The 15977-nt window shown below is 66.5% G+C and carries 28 protein-coding genes; all 28 read right to left on the reverse strand.

The window, feature by feature from the left end; translation table 11 throughout:
• Nucleotides 1-186 precede the first annotated feature (186 nt).
• A complete protein-coding gene (locus tag MZTS_RS06620; protein ID WP_192282712.1) occupies nt 187-1224 on the reverse strand; it encodes a DNA-directed RNA polymerase subunit alpha in 1038 nt (345 codons plus the stop codon).
• Between the two features lie 78 nt (nt 1225-1302).
• The gene (locus MZTS_RS06625) at nt 1303-2184 is read right to left on the reverse strand and encodes an MBL fold metallo-hydrolase (RefSeq protein WP_192282713.1); all 882 of its coding nucleotides are present in this window, start codon (nt 2182-2184) and stop codon (nt 1303-1305) included.
• Between the two features lie 37 nt (nt 2185-2221).
• Nucleotides 2222-2611, reverse strand: a complete 390-nt coding sequence (gene rpsK, locus MZTS_RS06630) for a 30S ribosomal protein S11 (protein WP_009866710.1) — start codon at nt 2609-2611, stop codon at nt 2222-2224.
• Between the two features lie 167 nt (nt 2612-2778).
• Entirely contained in the window at nt 2779-3147 is a 369-nt protein-coding gene (gene rpsM / locus MZTS_RS06635; RefSeq protein WP_192282714.1) for a 30S ribosomal protein S13, read from the reverse strand.
• Nucleotides 3148-3462: 315 nt separating this feature from the next.
• Nucleotides 3463-4065, reverse strand: coding sequence for an adenylate kinase (locus MZTS_RS06640; protein WP_009866708.1), 603 nt, complete (start codon nt 4063-4065; stop codon nt 3463-3465).
• A 148-nt stretch (nt 4066-4213) separates the two neighbouring features.
• Entirely contained in the window at nt 4214-5557 is a 1344-nt protein-coding gene (gene secY, locus MZTS_RS06645) for a preprotein translocase subunit SecY (protein ID WP_192282715.1), read from the reverse strand.
• 114 nt (nt 5558-5671) lie between these two features.
• Nucleotides 5672-6181, reverse strand: coding sequence for a 50S ribosomal protein L15 (gene rplO, locus MZTS_RS06650; RefSeq protein WP_192282716.1), 510 nt, complete (start codon nt 6179-6181; stop codon nt 5672-5674).
• Between the two features lie 13 nt (nt 6182-6194).
• Nucleotides 6195-6389 carry a 50S ribosomal protein L30 gene (gene rpmD / locus MZTS_RS06655; protein WP_108940102.1) on the reverse strand — a complete coding sequence of 65 codons (195 nt, stop codon included), beginning with the start codon at nt 6387-6389 and terminating at the stop codon, nt 6195-6197.
• A gap of 12 nt (nt 6390-6401) precedes the next feature.
• Complete coding sequence (rpsE, locus tag MZTS_RS06660; protein ID WP_012253652.1) at nt 6402-6980, reverse strand: 30S ribosomal protein S5; 579 nt, start codon at nt 6978-6980, stop codon at nt 6402-6404.
• An 89-nt stretch (nt 6981-7069) separates the two neighbouring features.
• On the reverse strand, nt 7070-7432 hold the full coding sequence (gene rplR / locus MZTS_RS06665; RefSeq protein ID WP_192282717.1) for a 50S ribosomal protein L18: 363 nt from the start codon (nt 7430-7432) through the stop codon (nt 7070-7072).
• 11 nt (nt 7433-7443) lie between these two features.
• Nucleotides 7444-7977, reverse strand: a complete 534-nt coding sequence (rplF, locus tag MZTS_RS06670; RefSeq protein ID WP_192282719.1) for a 50S ribosomal protein L6 — start codon at nt 7975-7977, stop codon at nt 7444-7446.
• 16 nt (nt 7978-7993) lie between these two features.
• Nucleotides 7994-8389: a 30S ribosomal protein S8 gene (gene rpsH, locus MZTS_RS06675; protein ID WP_192282721.1), complete on the reverse strand. Its 396-nt coding sequence runs from the start codon at nt 8387-8389 to the stop codon at nt 7994-7996.
• Between the two features lie 12 nt (nt 8390-8401).
• Complete coding sequence (gene rpsN, locus MZTS_RS06680; protein WP_009861481.1) at nt 8402-8707, reverse strand: 30S ribosomal protein S14; 306 nt, start codon at nt 8705-8707, stop codon at nt 8402-8404.
• Nucleotides 8708-8748: 41 nt separating this feature from the next.
• Entirely contained in the window at nt 8749-9315 is a 567-nt protein-coding gene (gene rplE / locus MZTS_RS06685; RefSeq protein WP_192282723.1) for a 50S ribosomal protein L5, read from the reverse strand.
• Nucleotides 9308-9622, reverse strand: a complete 315-nt coding sequence (rplX, locus tag MZTS_RS06690; RefSeq protein WP_192282725.1) for a 50S ribosomal protein L24 — start codon at nt 9620-9622, stop codon at nt 9308-9310. Before rplX ends, rplE begins: the two co-directional genes overlap by 8 nt.
• Complete coding sequence (gene rplN / locus MZTS_RS06695) at nt 9622-9990, reverse strand: 50S ribosomal protein L14 (RefSeq protein ID WP_012253654.1); 369 nt, start codon at nt 9988-9990, stop codon at nt 9622-9624. The genes rplX and rplN overlap by 1 nt, the downstream gene beginning before the upstream one ends.
• A 516-nt stretch (nt 9991-10506) precedes the next feature.
• A complete protein-coding gene (rpsQ, locus tag MZTS_RS06700) occupies nt 10507-10773 on the reverse strand; it encodes a 30S ribosomal protein S17 (RefSeq protein WP_192282727.1) in 267 nt (88 codons plus the stop codon).
• A 10-nt stretch (nt 10774-10783) separates the two neighbouring features.
• The gene (rpmC, locus tag MZTS_RS06705) at nt 10784-10999 is read right to left on the reverse strand and encodes a 50S ribosomal protein L29 (RefSeq protein WP_192282729.1); all 216 of its coding nucleotides are present in this window, start codon (nt 10997-10999) and stop codon (nt 10784-10786) included.
• A gap of 14 nt (nt 11000-11013) precedes the next feature.
• A complete protein-coding gene (gene rplP, locus MZTS_RS06710; RefSeq protein WP_017485512.1) occupies nt 11014-11427 on the reverse strand; it encodes a 50S ribosomal protein L16 in 414 nt (137 codons plus the stop codon).
• 32 nt (nt 11428-11459) lie between these two features.
• The gene (gene rpsC, locus MZTS_RS06715; protein WP_192282731.1) at nt 11460-12203 is read right to left on the reverse strand and encodes a 30S ribosomal protein S3; all 744 of its coding nucleotides are present in this window, start codon (nt 12201-12203) and stop codon (nt 11460-11462) included.
• Nucleotides 12204-12213: 10 nt separating this feature from the next.
• Nucleotides 12214-12597, reverse strand: a complete 384-nt coding sequence (rplV, locus tag MZTS_RS06720; protein ID WP_009865531.1) for a 50S ribosomal protein L22 — start codon at nt 12595-12597, stop codon at nt 12214-12216.
• Nucleotide 12598: 1 nt separating this feature from the next.
• The gene (gene rpsS, locus MZTS_RS06725) at nt 12599-12877 is read right to left on the reverse strand and encodes a 30S ribosomal protein S19 (protein ID WP_009865532.1); all 279 of its coding nucleotides are present in this window, start codon (nt 12875-12877) and stop codon (nt 12599-12601) included.
• Between the two features lie 5 nt (nt 12878-12882).
• Complete coding sequence (rplB, locus tag MZTS_RS06730) at nt 12883-13719, reverse strand: 50S ribosomal protein L2 (protein WP_012454029.1); 837 nt, start codon at nt 13717-13719, stop codon at nt 12883-12885.
• Between the two features lie 25 nt (nt 13720-13744).
• Nucleotides 13745-14041, reverse strand: a complete 297-nt coding sequence (locus MZTS_RS06735) for a 50S ribosomal protein L23 (protein WP_192282733.1) — start codon at nt 14039-14041, stop codon at nt 13745-13747.
• A complete protein-coding gene (gene rplD / locus MZTS_RS06740; RefSeq protein ID WP_009862618.1) occupies nt 14038-14658 on the reverse strand; it encodes a 50S ribosomal protein L4 in 621 nt (206 codons plus the stop codon). The genes MZTS_RS06735 and rplD overlap by 4 nt, the downstream gene beginning before the upstream one ends.
• Complete coding sequence (rplC, locus tag MZTS_RS06745; RefSeq protein WP_192282735.1) at nt 14658-15395, reverse strand: 50S ribosomal protein L3; 738 nt, start codon at nt 15393-15395, stop codon at nt 14658-14660. Before rplC ends, rplD begins: the two co-directional genes overlap by 1 nt.
• A gap of 50 nt (nt 15396-15445) precedes the next feature.
• The gene (rpsJ, locus tag MZTS_RS06750) at nt 15446-15754 is read right to left on the reverse strand and encodes a 30S ribosomal protein S10 (RefSeq protein ID WP_003597088.1); all 309 of its coding nucleotides are present in this window, start codon (nt 15752-15754) and stop codon (nt 15446-15448) included.
• Nucleotides 15755-15839: 85 nt separating this feature from the next.
• On the reverse strand, nt 15840-15977 hold a 138-nt coding region (locus tag MZTS_RS06755; RefSeq protein WP_484502685.1), incomplete at its 5' end, for an EF-Tu C-terminal domain-related protein.

Here is a 15977-nt window from a genome sequence, read left to right on the forward strand (position 1 = left end):
CGGCCGAGTGCCCCGAAGGGCTGTTTTCGACAATTCCGCGTAACCCAGCGGCGGGATTCCTTTGGAAGCGCCCGCCCCGGCTTCGCTGGGGCGGGAGGTCGAGCCGGCTCATCCGAACCGACTGGATCGGTCAAGCGAGCGGCACCCTTCAGTGCCGCCCGATCAGGCCAGGGGCAGCTTCGCCCCTCAGTAGTGCTCTTCGAAGCGCTTGGCGAGATCTTCGATGTTCTCCGGCGGCCAGCCGGGAACGTCCATGCCGAGGTGCAGGCCCATGCCGGCGAGCACTTCCTTGATCTCGTTGAGCGACTTGCGGCCGAAGTTCGGGGTGCGCAGCATCTCGCCCTCGGACTTCTGGATCAGGTCGCCGATATAGACGATGTTGTCGTTCTTCAGGCAGTTCGCCGAACGGACCGACAGCTCCAGTTCGTCCACCTTCTTGAGCAGGGCCGGGTTGAAGGGCAGCTGCGGCGCGAGCGGCGCGGCCTCTTCCTTGCGGGGCTCCTCGAAGTTCACGAAGACCTGGAGCTGGTCCTGGATGATGCGGGCGGCATAGGCCAGCGCATCCTCCGGCGACACGGCGCCGTTGGTCTCGACCGTCATGGTCAGCTTGTCCTTGTCGAGATCCTGGCCCTCGCGGGTGGTCTCGACCCGGTAGCTCACCTTGGTGACCGGCGAGTAGAGCGCATCGACCGGGATCAGGCCGATCGGCGCGTCCTCGGGACGGTTGCGCTCGGCCGGGACATAGCCCTTGCCGGTGGCGACCGTGAACTCCATGCGGATCTCGGCCCCGTCATCTAGGGTGCAGATCACGAGGTCGGGATTCAGGATCTGGATGTCGCCGACGGCGCCGATGTCGCCGGCGGTGACGAGGCCGGGGCCGGTCTTGCGCAGGGTGAGGCGCTTGGGCTGGTCGGTCTGCGAGCGGATGGCGATGGTCTTGATGTTGAGGACGATGTCCGTCACGTCCTCGCGCACGCCGGGGATCGAGGAGAACTCGTGCAGCACGCCGTCGATCTGGACGGACGTCACGGCCGCGCCCTGAAGCGAGGAGAGCAGCACGCGGCGCAGCGAGTTGCCGAGAGTCGTGCCGAAGCCGCGCTCCAGCGGCTCGGCCACCACGGTCGCGACCCGCTTCGGATCGTCGCCGGCCGTCACCTGCAGCTTGTTCGGCTTGATGAGCTCTTGCCAGTTCTTCTGAATGACCACGGTCCTACCTCTTGCCAAACCCGCGTTCCCGGCGTCCCGGAAAACGCTTCGGCCGGCCCCCAAGCCCTCGTCGAGCGCCCGGACCGGTCCCAAAACTCACTGCCGCTCGCCCGCCACCCAGAGCGCGGGAACGAAGCTGTACCCGGCTCCGTCGCGGGCGACGGTGCCGAGCGCCGGAAACTCCAGATGCGAGCCGGCGATGAAGGTTCCCTCCGTCGCCACCTCGTCGAGCACGCGCTTGCGGGTCGCCCGCGCCTGATCGCCGTCGACGTCGAAGGTGACGCCAGCCTCCGGCTGCTTGAACTGGATCGCCGGCATATGCACCACGTCGGTCCACATCAGCAGGGACTTGTCCCCCGATACGATCCGCATGCCGCAATGTCCCGGCGTGTGGCCGGGCAGCGGAACGGCGGTGATGCCGGGCACCAACTCACCGCCCTCATGCCTGCGCAGCCGGGCGCCGTAGGGCGCGACCGCCTTGCGGGCATTCTCGAAATACGGCTTCGCCGCCTCAGGTGCCCGGGAGAGGACATCGTCGGGAAGCCAATGCGCGGCCTCGTCGGCATGCACCACGAGTTCCGCATTCGGGTAAGCCGCGCTGCCATCCTCCCGCACCAAGCCGCCGGCATGGTCGGGATGGAGATGGGTGAGCAGAACGGTCTCGATCTCCTCCGGCATCACACCGGCCAGCGCGAGGGCCGCCGGCACCCGCCCCATGGTCGTCGGACCGAAATGGCCGTAGCCCGAATCGATCAGCACCGGCTTGCGGCCGGCGCCGGTCACGAGAAAAGCGTTGAGCGTGACGACCGGAGCCTCGGAGCGGAAGCCCGCGCGCTGGAGCGCGCCGGCCTCCTCCTGGGAGATGCCCGTGACGAGATCGAGGGAGCCCTGAAACCAGCCGTCGTTGAGAGCGGTGACCGTGAGGTCGCCGATATTCCAACGCAGCGCGCCGGGAAGGGGCTTCGATCCGTCCGCCATGGGCTTCTCCGTTCGAGGGTGCTCCGAGTTCGTCCGATCAGACGCGACGGCGCTTGCGCGGGCGGCAGCCGTTATGCGGGATCGAGGTGACGTCGCGGATCGAGGTCACGGTGAAGCCGGCGGCCTGCAACGCGCGGAGCGCCGACTCACGGCCCGAACCCGGACCGGACACCTCGACCTCGAGGGTGCGCATGCCGTGCTCGGCAGCCTTGCGGCCGGCATCCTCGGCGGCGACCTGGGCCGCGTACGGGGTCGACTTGCGCGAGCCCTTGAAGCCCATGGCGCCGGCGGACGACCACGAGATCGTGTTGCCCTGCGCGTCGGTGATGGTGATCATCGTGTTGTTGAACGAGGCGTTCACATGCGCCACGCCGGAGACGATGTTCTTGCGTTCGCGGCGGCGGACGCGGGTCGGTTCCTTGGCCATTCTGTTCTCGCTGGTCCTTCAGTCACGCCCGTACTTCCAGGCGCTCGGGATTCTTTTGTGATTTGGCGGCGCGGCCTTGGATGACCGGTCCGCCCCACCGGGTCCCGGAGCGGGACACCCGGCGCGACGCGAAGGAGGCCGAGCGGAGCACGGCCTCCCAATCGAAATTACTTCTTCTTGCCGGCGATCGGCTTCGCCTTACCCTTGCGGGTGCGGGCGTTGGTGTGGGTGCGCTGGCCGCGAACCGGGAGCTGCTTGCGGTGACGCAGGCCGCGGTAGCAGCCGAGATCCATCAGGCGCTTGATGTTCATCGAGACTTCGCGGCGCAGATCGCCTTCCACGACGTAATCGCGGTCGATGGTCTCGCGGATCTGGAGCACCTCGGCGTCGGTGAGCTGATTCACGCGGCGCTCGGCGGGGATACCGACCTTCTCGGTGATCTCCTCGGCCTTCTTCGGGCCGATGCCGTGGATGTACTGAAGCGCGATGACGACGCGCTTACCGGTCGGGATGTTGACGCCTGCGATACGGGCCAAGATGATCTCTCCATGTGACAGGCCGCCGAGGCCTGCCGCCATTCAAGGAAAAGCGCGCGTCCGGTGGAGGCCGGCCCCTGCGCGCCCGCCCGAAACGACAAATTGATCCGCGAGCAGCCTCTCCGAGGCGCCCGGACCACATCCCGTTTGGACGAAGGGGGTCCGCCTAGCGCACGCCATAGAGAGTGTCAACACCCCGTGAACGGCGACAGCGCGAAAAAGCCCTCCGTGCCTGAGGGCGCGCGCCATGAAAAAAGCCTGCCCCCGCCACGTCGGACGGGAGCAGGCTTCGATCATACGACCGGGCGATGCCTCTCAGGAGGCCGCCTTCTCGCGGAAACCGTCGAGAAGCCCCGTCAAATCGCCCGTGACCTCATCGATCGGCTTCATGCCATCGACCTTCCGCAACAGACCGGTGCCGGCATAGTAGTCCGACAGCGGCGCCGTCTGCTTCTTGTAAGCATCGAGGCGGGTCTTGAAGACCTCCGGCGTGTCGTCCTTGCGCACCGGCTGGCCCCGGGCCGCCGTCTCCTCGGCCCGCTTGGCGATGCGGCCGACGAGGGCATTCTCGTCCACGACGAATTCGACGACGGCGTCGAGGGCGATGCCCTTCTCCGCCAGCATCGCGTCGAGGGCCTTGGCTTGCTCCACCGTGCGGGGGAAACCGTCGAGGATGAAGCCATTCTTGGCATCGGCCTCCTCGATGCGGTCGGCGACGATCCCGACCACCACCGCGTCCGGCACCAGGCCGCCGCTCTCCATGATCGACTTCGCTTCGAGGCCCACCGGCGTCTCGGCGGCGACGGCGGCGCGCAGCATGTCGCCGGTGGAGAGCTGCGGTACGCGGTAGCGCTCCACGATTCGCTCGGACTGCGTGCCCTTCCCCGCTCCCGGCGGTCCGAGCAGAATGATCCGCATGGCGTCTCCCCGTCCTCAAGGCCCGGCGCCGGGCTCGTTCTTCATGGTCGGCGCGCCCGCCTTCTACAGGCCGCGCCATCGTCATTCAGCTGTGATGCGCAATTCCGGCGCACGCGTCCACCGAACCTTTGTCGGAGCCCGCGAAGGCTCAGCGGCGCCGGGTGGTGGAAGCGCCGCGCAGCTTGGCCTTCTTCACCAGCCCCTCGTACTGATGCGCCATCAGATGACCGTGGATCTGCGCCACCGTGTCCATGGTGACCGAGACCACGATCAGCAGCGAGGTGCCGCCGAAACCGAGGGCCGCCGAGGTATAGGAGGCCACGATCTCCGGCACGAGGCAGACGAAGGTGAGGTAGGCCGCGCCGATCACGGTGATGCGGGTCAGCACCTTGTCGATGAAGGCGGCGGTGCGCTCACCCGGGCGGATGCCCGGGATGAAGCCGCCGTGCTTCTTCAGGTTGTCGGCGGTCTCCTGCGGATTGAAGACGACCGCCGTGTAAAAGAACGTGAAGAAGATGATCAGCGCGGCATAGGCCACCATGTAGAGCGGCCGGCCGTGGCCGAGATAGGCCGTCAGGGTGCCGAGGACACCGGTCGAGCCCTGGTTGGCCGAGAAGCTCGCCACCGTGGTCGGCAGCAGCAGCAGCGACGAGGCGAAGATCGGCGGGATCACGCCCGAGGTATTGAGCTTGAGCGGCAGGAACGAGGTCTGCCCCTCATACATGCGGTTGCCGACCTGACGCTTCGGGTAGTTGATCAGGAGCCGGCGCTGGGCACGCTCCATGAACACGATGAAGTAGATCAGCGCGACCGCCGCGAGACCGGCACCGAGCAGGATGGCGGGCGACAGCGCACCTGTGCGGGTCAGTTCGAGGGCGCCGAAGATCGAGGCCGGCAGGTGGGCGACGATGCCCGCGAAGATGATGAGCGAGGAGCCGTTGCCGATGCCGCGCGACGTGATCTGCTCACCGATCCACATCAGGAACAGGGTTCCGCCGGTCAGGGTGATCACGGTCGAGAGGATGAAGAACGGACCCGGCGCGATGACGGCGTTCGATCCTTGAAGGCCGAAGGCGATGCCCCAGGACTGGACCAGGGCCAGCACCACCGTGAGGTAGCGGGTATACTGGTTGATGACCTTGCGGCCGGACTCGCCCTCCTTCTTCAGCGCCTCCAGGCTCGGCACCACCGAGGTGAGGAGCTGAACGATGATCGAGGCCGAGATGTAGGGCATGATGTTGAGCGCGAAGACCGCCATGCGCTCCACCGCCCCGCCCGAGAACATGTTGAACATGCCGAGCACGCCGCCGGCCTGGTTCTGGAAGTTCCGGGCGAACTGTTCCGGATCGATGCCGGGAATCGGAATATAGGTGCCCAGCCGGAACACGATGAGCGCGCCCAGGGTGAACCAGATGCGCTTCTTGAGCTCGTCGGCCTTGGCGATGGCGCCGAAATTCAGGTTGGCGGCAAGCTGCTCGGCGGCTGAGGCCATGTCATTGATCCCGGAAAATGCCGTCGGGACGCGTCTCAAGCGGTCCCTGAAAGCGGAAGCGGCGGCCGCGTGCGAGCACGGGCCGCCGCTTCGGCGTTCGACTTAATGGCGGCGTCAGGCCGACGCAACTGCGCTCTCGGACGCGCCCCGATGGGCAACGCCGGCGGCGAACGCGGTCGTGACCGAACCACCGGCCTTCTCGACGGCCTCGACGGCCGACTTGGAGGCGCGGGTCACCTCGAAGGTGAGCTTGGCGGTCAGCTCGCCGACGCCCAGCAGCTTCACGCCGTCGCGGGCACGGGAGATGACGCCGGCCTTGACCAGGGCATCGACCGTCACGGGGGCGTTGGCGTCGAGCTTGCCGGCATCCACCGCCTGCTGCACCCGGCCGAGATTCACCTCGTTCAGGTCGTGGGCGTGGATGTTGTTGAAGCCGCGCTTCGGCAGGCGACGATGCAGCGGCATCTGGCCGCCCTCGAAGCCCTTGATGGACACGCCGGTGCGGGCCTTCTGACCCTTCACGCCGCGGCCAGCGGTCTTGCCCTTGCCGGAACCGATGCCCCGGCCGACGCGCATCCGGTTCTTGGTCGCGCCTTCGTTGTCGCGGATCTCGTTGAGCTTCATGGTGGAGCCCTCCTCACGCCGCGGCGTCGTCGAGGACGCGCACCAGATGCGCGACCTTGCGGATCATGCCCCGCACCGAGGGAGTATCCTCCAGCTCGGACACGCGGTGCAGCTTGTTCAGCTTGAGGCCGATCAGCGTCGCGCGCTGGGAGGCCTCGCGGCGGATCGGCGAACCGATCTGCTCGATGCGGACAGTCTTGTTAGCCATGCTGCCCTCCCCTTACGCGACGGCCGCTTCGGAGGTGTCGGCCGGGTCGGCATCGCGGCGACGGGCCTGGAGGGCCGACACCTTGAGACCGCGACGGGCCGCGACCGAGCGCGGGCTGTCCTCGTTCTTGAGCGCGTCGAAGGTGGCGCGCACGAGGTTGTAGGGGTTGGACGAGCCGAGCGACTTGGCGACGACGTCCTGCATGCCGAGCGTCTCGAAGACGGCGCGCATCGGGCCGCCCGCGATGATGCCGGTGCCCTGCGGGGCAGCGCGGAGGATCACCTTGCCGGCGCCGTGACGGCCGTTGACGTCGTGGTGCAGCGTGCGGCCTTCGCGCAGGCTGACGCGGATCAGACCGCGCTTGGCGGCCTCGGTCGCCTTGCGGATCGCCTCCGGCACCTCACGGGCCTTGCCGTGGCCGAAGCCGACGCGGCCCTTCTGGTCTCCGACGACGACGAGCGCCGCGAAGCCGAAGCGACGGCCACCCTTCACCACCTTGGCGACGCGGTTGATGTGGACGAGCTTGTCCACGAACTCGCTGTCGCGCTCTTCGCGGTCGTCGCGGCGACGACCCTCGCGTTCACGTGCCATATCAGGTTCCTGTTATCTCACTGGCGCGGGCCGAAACGACCCGCTCGCTCGATGGTTTCCTCCCCGCGGACGGGGAGGAAAAAGCATCCTCAGAAGTCCAGGCCGCCTTCGCGGGCCGCGTCGGCGAGAGCCTTGACGCGACCGTGGAAGATGTAGCCCGAACGGTCGAAGATGACCTTGGTGACGCCGGCAGCCTTGGCGCGCTCGGCGACGAGCTTGCCCACGGCCTCGGCCGCCGCCTTGTCGGCGCCGGTCTTGAGGCTGGTCCGCAGGTCCTTGTCGAGGCTCGAGGCGGCGGCGAGCGTGCGGCCCGCAGCGTCGTCGATGACCTGGACGTAGATCTGCTTGGACGAGCGGAACACCGACAGCCGCGGACGGCCGTTGGCGGCGGTCCGAAGGGCCCGGCGCACGCGCGCCTTGCGGCGCAGGAGGGCTTCGTTCTTGTTCGACATGATCGCCCCCCTTACTTCTTCTTGCCTTCCTTGCGGAAGATGAATTCGCCAGCGTACTTGACGCCCTTACCCTTGTAGGGCTCGGGGCCGCGATACTCGCGAATCTCCGCCGCCACCTGACCGACGCGCTGCCGGTCGATGCCCGCCACCACGATCTCCGTGGGCTTGGGCGTGGTGATGGTGATCCCGGCCGGGATCTCGTATTCGATGTCGTGGCTGTAGCCGAGCGACAGCTTGAGGGCCTTGCCGGCCATCGCCGCGCGGTAACCCACGCCGGTGATCTCCAGCTTCTTCTCGAAGCCCTTGGAGACGCCCTCGACGAGGTTCGCCACCTGGGCGCGCGAGGTGCCCCACAGGGAGCGGGCCGCCTTCGACTGGTCCTTGGGCTGCACCGAGACGGCACCGTCCTTGAACTCGACGGTGACCTGGGGCGGCACCACGAACTGGAGCTCGCCCTTCGAGCCCTTCATCTTCACCGTCTGACCCGTAACCGTGGCGGTGACGCCGGACGGGACGGGGACGGGCTTCTTGCCTACGCGAGACATGTCGCTGTCCTCCGGATCAGAACACCTTGCAGAGCACTTCACCGCCGACGTTGCGCTCGCGCGCCTCGTGATCGGCCATGACGCCCTGCGGGGTCGAGATGATGGTCACGCCGAGACCGTCGGCGACACGCGGCAGCTCGCCAACCGACGAGTAGACGCGGCGGCCGGGCTTCGACACGCGCTTGATCTCCCGGATGACCGGGCGACCGTCGTAGTACTTGAGTTCGATCGCGAACTCGGTGCGGCCGTTGCCGAGGTCGGACACCGCGTAGTCGCGGATGTAGCCCTCGGACTTCAGCACGTCGAGGACCGAGGCGCGCAGGCGCGAGCCGGGGGTCTGGACGACGTTGCGGCGGCGGCTCTGACCGTTGCGGATGCGGGTGAGCATATCACCCACGGGATCGTTCACCATGGATGCCTCCCCTTACCAGCTGGACTTCACGAGACCGGGGATCAAACCCCGGTTGCCGAGATCGCGCAGAGCGACGCGCGAAATGCCGAGCTTACGGTAGTAGGCCCGCGGACGGCCGGTCATCTCGCAGCGGTTGCGGATGCGGGTGGCCGACGAATTGCGCGGCAGTTCCGCCAGCTTGAGGCGCGCCTCGAAGCGCTCCTCCATCTCGCGGGACTCGTCGTTGGCGATGGCGAGGAGGGCCTTACGCTTCTCGGCGAAGCGCTTCACCAGCTCCTTGCGGTGGTTGTTCTTCTCGACTGAGCTTTTCTTAGCCATGTCTGTCTCCAGTGTCCGCGTCTAAGCGACGTTGCCGCCGCTTACTGCCGGAACGGGAACTTGAAGTGGGCGAGGAGAGCCTTGGCCTCTTCGTCCGTGGTGGCGCTCGTCTGGACGACGATGTCCATGCCCCAGGTCTGCTCCGCCTTGTCGTAGGAGATCTCCGGGAACACGAGGTGCTCCTTGAGGCCCATGGCGTAGTTGCCGCGGCCGTCGAAGGAGCGCGGGTTCAGGCCGCGGAAGTCGCGAACGCGCGGCAGCGCGATCGTGATCAGGCGATCCATGAACTCGTACATGCGGGCCTTGCGAAGGGTCACCTTGCAGCCGATCGGCATGCCCTCGCGGACCTTGAAGGTCGCGATCGCCTTGCGGGCGCGGGTGATGACCGGCTTCTGGCCGGCGATGAGGGCGAGATCGCCCGCAGCCACCGAAGCCTTCTTCGAATCGGCGGTGGACTCGCCGACGCCCATGTTGATGACGATCTTCTCGATCTGCGGGACCTGCATCGGGTTCTTGTACCCGAACTGCTCGATCAGCTTCTGCCGGACGACCTCGTCGTAATGCTTGCGCAGACGCGGGACGTAGGCGTTCTTGTCGGCCTCAGCCATCGATCTGATCCCCCGTGGTCTTGGCGAACCGGACCTTGCGCCCGTCGTCGAGGATGCGGAACCCAACCCGGGTCGGCTTGCCGTTGGCATCGGCCACCGCGATGTTGGACAGGTGGATGGCAGCCTCCTTGGAGATGATGCCGCCCTCCTGGTTCTGAGTCTGGCGCTGGTGCTTCTTCACCAGGTTGATGCCGCGAACGAGAGCCTTGTCCTCCTTCGGCATGACCTGGATGACCTCGCCGGAGCGACCCGAGTCGCGACCGGTGAGAACGACGACCGTGTCGCCCTTCTTGATCTTGGCGGCCATCACAGCACCTCAGGAGCGAGCGAGATGATCTTCATGTGGTTGCGGGCGCGCAGCTCGCGCGGCACCGGCCCGAAGATACGGGTGCCGACCGGCTCCTTCTGATTGTTGATCAGAACGGCAGCGTTCTTGTCGAAGCGGATCACCGAACCGTCGGCGCGCTTCACGTCCTTGGCGGTGCGCACGACGACCGCCTTCATGACGTCGCCCTTCTTCACGCGGCCGCGCGGGATCGCCTCCTTGACGGAAACGACGATGATGTCGCCGACGCCGGCATATTTGCGCTTCGACCCGCCGAGCACCTTGATGCACATCACGCGGCGCGCACCCGAATTGTCGGCGACGTCCAGATTCGTCTGCATCTGGATCACGAGAGTGACCTTTCCTTGTTTCAAGCGGGTTTCCGCACGCGGGCGGTATTGCCCGGCGGACGACGCCTGATGGGGATCTGACGTCCCCGGATGTAACGAACCGCGCAAACGGCACTTCTCAGTGCCGGCGCGGTCACCGCGTACGAAAGGAGTGCGAACACCCCAAGGACTGTCGCGAAGGTCGGTCCGGTACTATGGACCGCCGCGGATTGCAAGGCATGACATGGTGCGTGGCATCATTTTCGTCGCCTCTTCCATCACGGCCAGGAAGAGAAGCGGATGACACTTCATGATCCCTGCGCGCCGGCGCGAAAACAAGACGCGTCCCCGGCATCCTGGGCGAAGCAGGGCATGATCGATTCAGCCCTTCGCGGCGCCGGCGATTCGGCCGGCCCTGGTTCAATAGGAAGGCTGTGACGGCTGGCGGAGCGACGATCGCGCTCCGCGCTTCCGCACAACGAAAACGGGCGCGAGATCAGCTCTCGCGCCCGTTTTCAGATTTCCCTTGAGAAGAAATCAGGCCGCCGTGCCGGCCGCCTCGGCCGCAGCCGCCTGATCCTCGACCAGCTTCCAGGTCTTGGTCTTGGAATAGGGGCGGGACTCTTCGATGAACACCGTCTGGCCGATCTTGGCCACGTTGCCCTCGTCATGGGCATGGTAGTTCTTCGAACGGCGCACCGTCTTCTTCATCACCGGGTGGGTGAAGCGACGCTCCACCTTCACGACGATGGTCTTATCGGTCTTGTCGCTAACGACGACGCCCTGAAGGACGCGCTTGGGCATGGGAACCTCCTCAGGCCTTGGCCGCGTCCAGCGTCTTCTGACGCTGCAGCGTGCGGACACGGGCGATGTCGCGCCGGACCTCGCGGACGCGGGCGACGTTCTCGAGCTGGCCCGTCGCGCCCTGGAAGCGCAGATTGAACTGCTCCTTCTTCAGGTTGACGAGCTCGTCGGTAAGCTGATCCGCCGACATCGCGCGCAGATCAGACAGTCTCTGGTCGGACTTCATGATCCTTCTTCCTATCAATCGGCGATGCGCTGAATGACGCGCGTGCGCACCGGCAGCTTCGCGGCACCGAGGCGCAGCGCCTCACGGGCGATGTCTTCGGCGACGCCATCGACCTCGAACATGATGCGGCCGGGATGGACGCGGGCGGCCCAATATTCCGGCGCACCCTTACCGGAGCCCATGCGGACTTCGGTGGGCTTGGCGGTGACGGGGAGATCCGGGAACACCCGGATCCAGACCCGGCCCTGACGCTTCATCTCGCGGGTGATCGCGCGGCGGGCCGCCTCGATCTGGCGCGCGGTGATGCGCTCGGGCTCCAGGCACTTGAGGCCGAACTGGCCGAAGTTCAGCTCAAAGCCGCCCTTGGCCGCGCCATGGATGCGCCCCTTGAACTGCTTACGGAACTTGGTCTTCTTGGGTTGCAGCATGGCAGCCTCTCATATGCTTCAGGTGGCTGCGATCACGCGTTGGCGTGATCGCGGCGACCCTCGCGGCCGCCTTCGCGATCGCGCTCACGACGCCCGCCAGAGCGGCCGCCCTCTTCCTGAGCGCGCTTGTCCTGCGCCATCGGGTCGTGCTCGAGGATCTCGCCCTTGAACACCCACACCTTGATGCCACAGGTGCCGTAGGTGGTGAACGCCGTCGCGGTGCCGTAATCGACGTCCGCGCGCAGCGTGTGCAGCGGAACGCGACCCTCGCGGTACCACTCGGTACGGGCGATTTCGGCGCCGCCGAGACGGCCGGCGCAGTTGATGCGGATGCCCTCGGCGCCGAGACGCATCGCCGACTGCACGGCGCGCTTCATGGCGCGACGGAAGGCGACGCGGCGCTCGAGCTGCTGAGCGATCGACTCGGCGACCAGCGTCGCGTCGACCTCAGGCTTGCGCACCTCGACGATGTTGATCGTCACGTCGGCCTTGGTCATCGTGCCGACGAGCTTGCGCAGCTTCTCGATGTCCGCGCCCTTCTTGCCGATCACCACGCCCGGACGACCCGAGTGGATGGTGACGCGGCACTTCCGGTGCGGGCGCTCGATGACGATCTTCGAGACGGCGGCCTGCTTGAGCTGCTTCATGAGGGCGGCACGGATGGCCACGTCCTCATGCATCAGCTTGGCGTACTCGCCCTTCTCGGCGAACCAGCGGGAATCCCAGGTCCGGTTGATGCCGAGACGCAGGCCGATCGGATTGATCTTCTGACCCATCGGTAACTCCTCAGGCCGCTTCAGCGCGCACTTCGCGAACCACGATCGTGAGGTTCGAGAAGGGCTTCAGGATGCGCGCGCCGCGACCGCGGGCACGGGCGTGGAAGCGCTTGAGCACCAGCGCCTTGCCAACGAAGGCCTGGGACACGACGAGATCGTCCACGTCCAGGTCGTGGTTGTTCTCGGCGTTGGCGATCGCGCTCTCCAGGCACTTCTTCACATCGCGGGCGATGCGCTTGCGGGAGAACTCGAGGTCGGCAAGGGCCGTATCGACCTTCTTGCCGCGGATCAGCGCCGCCACGAGGTTGAGCTTCTGGGGCGACACACGGAGCATCCGCGCGACGGCCTTGGCTTCGTTCTCGGGGAGCGCGCGGGGGGTGGCAGGCTTGCCCATCTCAGCGCCTCTTCGCCTTCTTGTCGGCCGCGTGACCGGGGAAGGTGCGGGTCGGCGAGAACTCGCCGAACTTGTGACCGACCATCTCCTCGGTGACGTAGACCGGGATATGCTTGTGTCCGTTGTGCACACCGAAGGTGATGCCCACGAACTGCGGAAGGATCGTGGAGCGGCGGCTCCAGATCTTGACGACCTCGTTGCGGCTGGAGCCGCGGGCGGCGTCGGCCTTCTTCAGGAGGTAGCCGTCGACGAACGGCCCTTTCCAGAGGGAACGTGCCATGGCTGTTACTTCTTGCGGTTATGGCGGCTGGACAGGATGAAGGTGTCGGTCCGCTTGTTGGACCGGGTCTTCTTCCCCTTGGTGGGCACGCCCCAGGGCGTGACCGGGTTCCGGCCGCCCGAGGTGCGACCCTCGCCGCCGCCGTGCGGGTGGTCGACCGGGTTCATGGCGACGCCGCGGTTATGCGGACGCTTGCCGAGCCAGCGGTTACGGCCGGCCTTGCCCAGCGAGATGTTCATGTGGTCCGGGTTCGACACCGCACCGACGCTCGCGAAGCACTGACCATGCACCAGGCGCTGCTCACCCGAGTTGAGGCGCAGCGTCACGTAGCCCTGGTCGCGACCGACGATCTGGGCGTAGTTGCCGGCGGAGCGGGCGATCGCGCCGCCCTTGCCGATCTTCAGCTCGACATTGTGGACGATGGTGCCCACCGGCATCGAGCCGATCGGACCGGCATTGCCCGGCTTCACGTCGACGCTCTCACCCGCGACCACCTTGTCTCCCGGCGACAGGCGCTGCGGGGCGAGGATGTAGCTCTGCTTCCCATCGGGGAAGGTGATGAGCGCGATGAAGGCGGTGCGGTTCGGATCGTACTCGATCCGCTCCACCGTCGCGGGAACGTTGAGGTTCTCGCGACGCTTGAAGTCGACGTTGCGCAGGACCCGCTTGTGACCACCGCCGCGGAAGCGGACGGTGATGCGGCCCAGGTTGTTGCGGCCGCCCGAGGAGCTCTTGCCCTCGGTCAGCGCTTTTACCGGCTTGCCCTTGTAGAGCTCACGGCGGTCGACGAGCACGAGCTGGCGCAGGCTCGGCGTGACCGGTTTGAATGTCTTCAAGGCCATCGGCTTGATCCTAACGCTTCAAGTCTCAGAGGCCGGTCGTGACGTCGATCGTATCGCCCTCGGCGAGGGTCACGATCGCCTTTTTCACGTCCGAACGCTGCCCGCGCTGCCCGCGGAAGAACTTCTTCTTGCCCTTGGTCGTGAGGGTGTTCACACCGAGGACCTTGACGTCGAACAGCTTCTCAACCGCTTCCTTGATCTGCGGCTTGGTGGCCTTCGGGGCGACCCGGAAGACAACCTTGTTCTGTTCGGTGAGGTTGGTCGCCTTCTCCGTGATGACGGGGGAGACGATCACATCGTAATGGCGCGGATCGGCACTCATTTGAAACGCTCCTCCAGCGCGTCGACGGCGGCGCGCGTCAGCACGAGCGTGTCGCGGCGCAGGATGTCGTAGACGTTGATGCCCTGCACGGGCAGCACGTCGATCTTCGGGATGGCGCGGGCGGCGCGACCGAAGTTCTCATCGACCTCCGAACCGCCGATGATCAGCGCGCTCGACAGGCCGAGCTTCTCGAAGCGCTCGATCATCGCCTTGGTCTTGTGGCTGTCGACCTTGATGTCGTCGACGACGATCAGGGTCGAGGCCTTGGCCTTGGTCGAGAGGGCGTGCTTGAGCGCCAGGGCACGGACCTTCTTGGGCAGGTCGTGGCTGTGATCGCGCACCACCGGACCGAAGGCGCGACCGCCGCCGCGGAACTGCGGGGCGGACGCCGCGCCGTGACGGGCGTTGCCGGTGCCCTTCTGCTTGTACAGCTTCTTCGAGGTGCGATCGACATCCGAGCGGTTCTTGACCGCGTGGGTGCCGGCGCGCCGCTTGGCGAGCTGGTAGCGCACCATGCGCTGCAGGATGTCGGCGCGCGGCTCAAGGCCGAAGATCGCCTCGTTGAGCTCGACCGAGCCGGCGGAGCCGCCGTCGAGCGTGGTGATATCGAGTTTCATCACGCGTTCTCCTCGGACGCCGGAGCCTCAGGGGCTGCCTCGACCTGGGCCGCGGCGGAACCGTTCTCACGGAACTTGCCCGGCAGCGGCAGGTCGGCAGGCAGCTTGCGCTTGACCGAGTCGCGAACCTGGATCCAACCGCCGGCCACGCCGGGGACGGCGCCCTCGACCAGGATCAGGCCGCGCTCCGGATCGGTGCGGACGACCTTGAGGTTCTGCGTGGTGACGCGCTCGACGCCCAGGTGACCCGGCATCTTCTTGTTCTTGAAGGTCTTGCCCGGATCCTGGCGGCCACCGGTCGAACCGATCGAACGGTGGGAGATCGACACGCCGTGGGTGGCGCGCAGACCGCCGAAGTTCCAGCGCTTCATACCGCCGGCGAAGCCCTTACCCGTGGTGGTGCCCGTCACGTCGACGAACTGACCCGGGATGAAGTGGTCGGCGGTGATCTCGGCGCCCACCGGAATCAGCGCGTCCTCGGACACGCGGAACTCGGCGAGCTTCTTCTTCGGCTCGACCTTGGCGACCGCGAAGCGACCGCGCTCGGCCGCCGACACGTTCTTCACCTTGGCCTTGCCCACGCCGACCTGGAGGGCAACGTAGCCATCCTTCTCGGTGGTGCGGTGTGCCACAACCTGGCACTGATCGATTTGAAGCACGGTAACCGGCACGTGCTCGCCTGCGTCTGTGAAGACGCGGGTCATGCCGACCTTCCGTGCGATGACGCCTGAGCGCATAGGTCTCTCCCTCGCGCGATGAAACGGTAAGCTCTAAATCCAGCGCGGACTTAGAGCTTGATCTCCACGTCCACGCCAGCGGCGAGGTCGAGCTTCATCAGCGCGTCCACGGTCTGCGGCGTCGGGTCGACGATATCGAGCACCCGCTTGTGCGTGCGCATCTCGAATTGCTCGCGCGACTTCTTATCAATGTGAGGCGAGCGGTTCACCGTGAACTTCTCGATATGCGTCGGCAGAGGGATCGGGCCCCGGATCTGCGCACCGGTGCGGCGCGCGGTGGAGACGATCTCCTTGGTGGAGGCATCGAGAATGCGATGATCGAACGCCTTGAGGCGAATGCGGATGTTCTGACCGTTCATGACCTGACCTCGGCGGAAACGTTGGAAGGGCGGGCGCGAGGGCCCGCCCCTCTTCGTCCCCTGTCGATGATGCCTGCGGTGGCGGTTAGTCGTTGATGGCGGCGACGACGCCGGCACCGACGGTGCGGCCGCCCTCGCGGATGGCGAAGCGCAGCTTCTCTTCCATGGCCACCGGCACGATCAGCTCGACGTCCATGGTGACGTTGTCGCCCGGCACCACCAC

The sequence above is a fragment of the Methylorubrum zatmanii genome (assembly GCF_014845115.1).
Lineage (GTDB): Bacteria > Pseudomonadota > Alphaproteobacteria > Rhizobiales > Beijerinckiaceae > Methylobacterium > Methylobacterium zatmanii.

Excerpts from the sequence above, each read along its gene's own strand:
- rplO (WP_192282716.1), bottom strand. The coding sequence starts at position 6,181 with ATGAAGCTCAACGAGATCCGCGACAACGAAGGCGCGACCAAGAACCGG.
- MZTS_RS06625 (WP_192282713.1), bottom strand. The coding sequence starts at position 2,184 with ATGGCGGACGGATCGAAGCCCCTTCCCGGCGCGCTGCGTTGGAATATC.
- MZTS_RS06735 (WP_192282733.1), bottom strand. The coding sequence starts at position 14,041 with ATGAGTGCCGATCCGCGCCATTACGATGTGATCGTCTCCCCCGTCATC.
- rplB (WP_012454029.1), bottom strand. The coding sequence starts at position 13,719 with ATGGCCTTGAAGACATTCAAACCGGTCACGCCGAGCCTGCGCCAGCTC.
- rpsC (WP_192282731.1), bottom strand. The coding sequence starts at position 12,203 with ATGGGTCAGAAGATCAATCCGATCGGCCTGCGTCTCGGCATCAACCGG.
- rpsH (WP_192282721.1), bottom strand. The coding sequence starts at position 8,389 with ATGGTGAACGATCCCGTGGGTGATATGCTCACCCGCATCCGCAACGGT.
- rplC (WP_192282735.1), bottom strand. The coding sequence starts at position 15,395 with ATGCGCTCAGGCGTCATCGCACGGAAGGTCGGCATGACCCGCGTCTTC.
- rplF (WP_192282719.1), bottom strand. The coding sequence starts at position 7,977 with ATGTCTCGCGTAGGCAAGAAGCCCGTCCCCGTCCCGTCCGGCGTCACC.
- rpsQ (WP_192282727.1), bottom strand. The coding sequence starts at position 10,773 with ATGCCCAAGCGCGTCCTTCAGGGCGTCGTCGTTAGCGACAAGACCGAT.
- rpsJ (WP_003597088.1), bottom strand. The coding sequence starts at position 15,754 with ATGAACGGTCAGAACATCCGCATTCGCCTCAAGGCGTTCGATCATCGC.
- rpsS (WP_009865532.1), bottom strand. The coding sequence starts at position 12,877 with ATGGCACGTTCCCTCTGGAAAGGGCCGTTCGTCGACGGCTACCTCCTG.
- rplV (WP_009865531.1), bottom strand. The coding sequence starts at position 12,597 with ATGGGCAAGCCTGCCACCCCCCGCGCGCTCCCCGAGAACGAAGCCAAG.
- MZTS_RS06640 (WP_009866708.1), bottom strand. The coding sequence starts at position 4,065 with ATGCGGATCATTCTGCTCGGACCGCCGGGAGCGGGGAAGGGCACGCAG.
- rpsE (WP_012253652.1), bottom strand. The coding sequence starts at position 6,980 with ATGGCACGTGAACGCGAGGGTCGTCGCCGCGACGACCGCGAAGAGCGC.
- rpmC (WP_192282729.1), bottom strand. The coding sequence starts at position 10,999 with ATGAAGTCCGACCAGAGACTGTCTGATCTGCGCGCGATGTCGGCGGAT.
- rpsK (WP_009866710.1), bottom strand. The coding sequence starts at position 2,611 with ATGGCCAAGGAACCGACCCGCGTCCGCCGCCGCGAACGCAAGAACATC.
- rpsN (WP_009861481.1), bottom strand. The coding sequence starts at position 8,707 with ATGGCTAAGAAAAGCTCAGTCGAGAAGAACAACCACCGCAAGGAGCTG.
- rplR (WP_192282717.1), bottom strand. The coding sequence starts at position 7,432 with ATGTCGAACAAGAACGAAGCCCTCCTGCGCCGCAAGGCGCGCGTGCGC.
- rplD (WP_009862618.1), bottom strand. The coding sequence starts at position 14,658 with ATGAAACTCGATATCACCACGCTCGACGGCGGCTCCGCCGGCTCGGTC.
- rplX (WP_192282725.1), bottom strand. The coding sequence starts at position 9,622 with ATGGCCGCCAAGATCAAGAAGGGCGACACGGTCGTCGTTCTCACCGGT.
- rplE (WP_192282723.1), bottom strand. The coding sequence starts at position 9,315 with ATGGCTGAGGCCGACAAGAACGCCTACGTCCCGCGTCTGCGCAAGCAT.
- secY (WP_192282715.1), bottom strand. The coding sequence starts at position 5,557 with ATGGCCTCAGCCGCCGAGCAGCTTGCCGCCAACCTGAATTTCGGCGCC.
- rpmD (WP_108940102.1), bottom strand. The coding sequence starts at position 6,389 with ATGGCTAACAAGACTGTCCGCATCGAGCAGATCGGTTCGCCGATCCGC.
- rplP (WP_017485512.1), bottom strand. The coding sequence starts at position 11,427 with ATGCTGCAACCCAAGAAGACCAAGTTCCGTAAGCAGTTCAAGGGGCGC.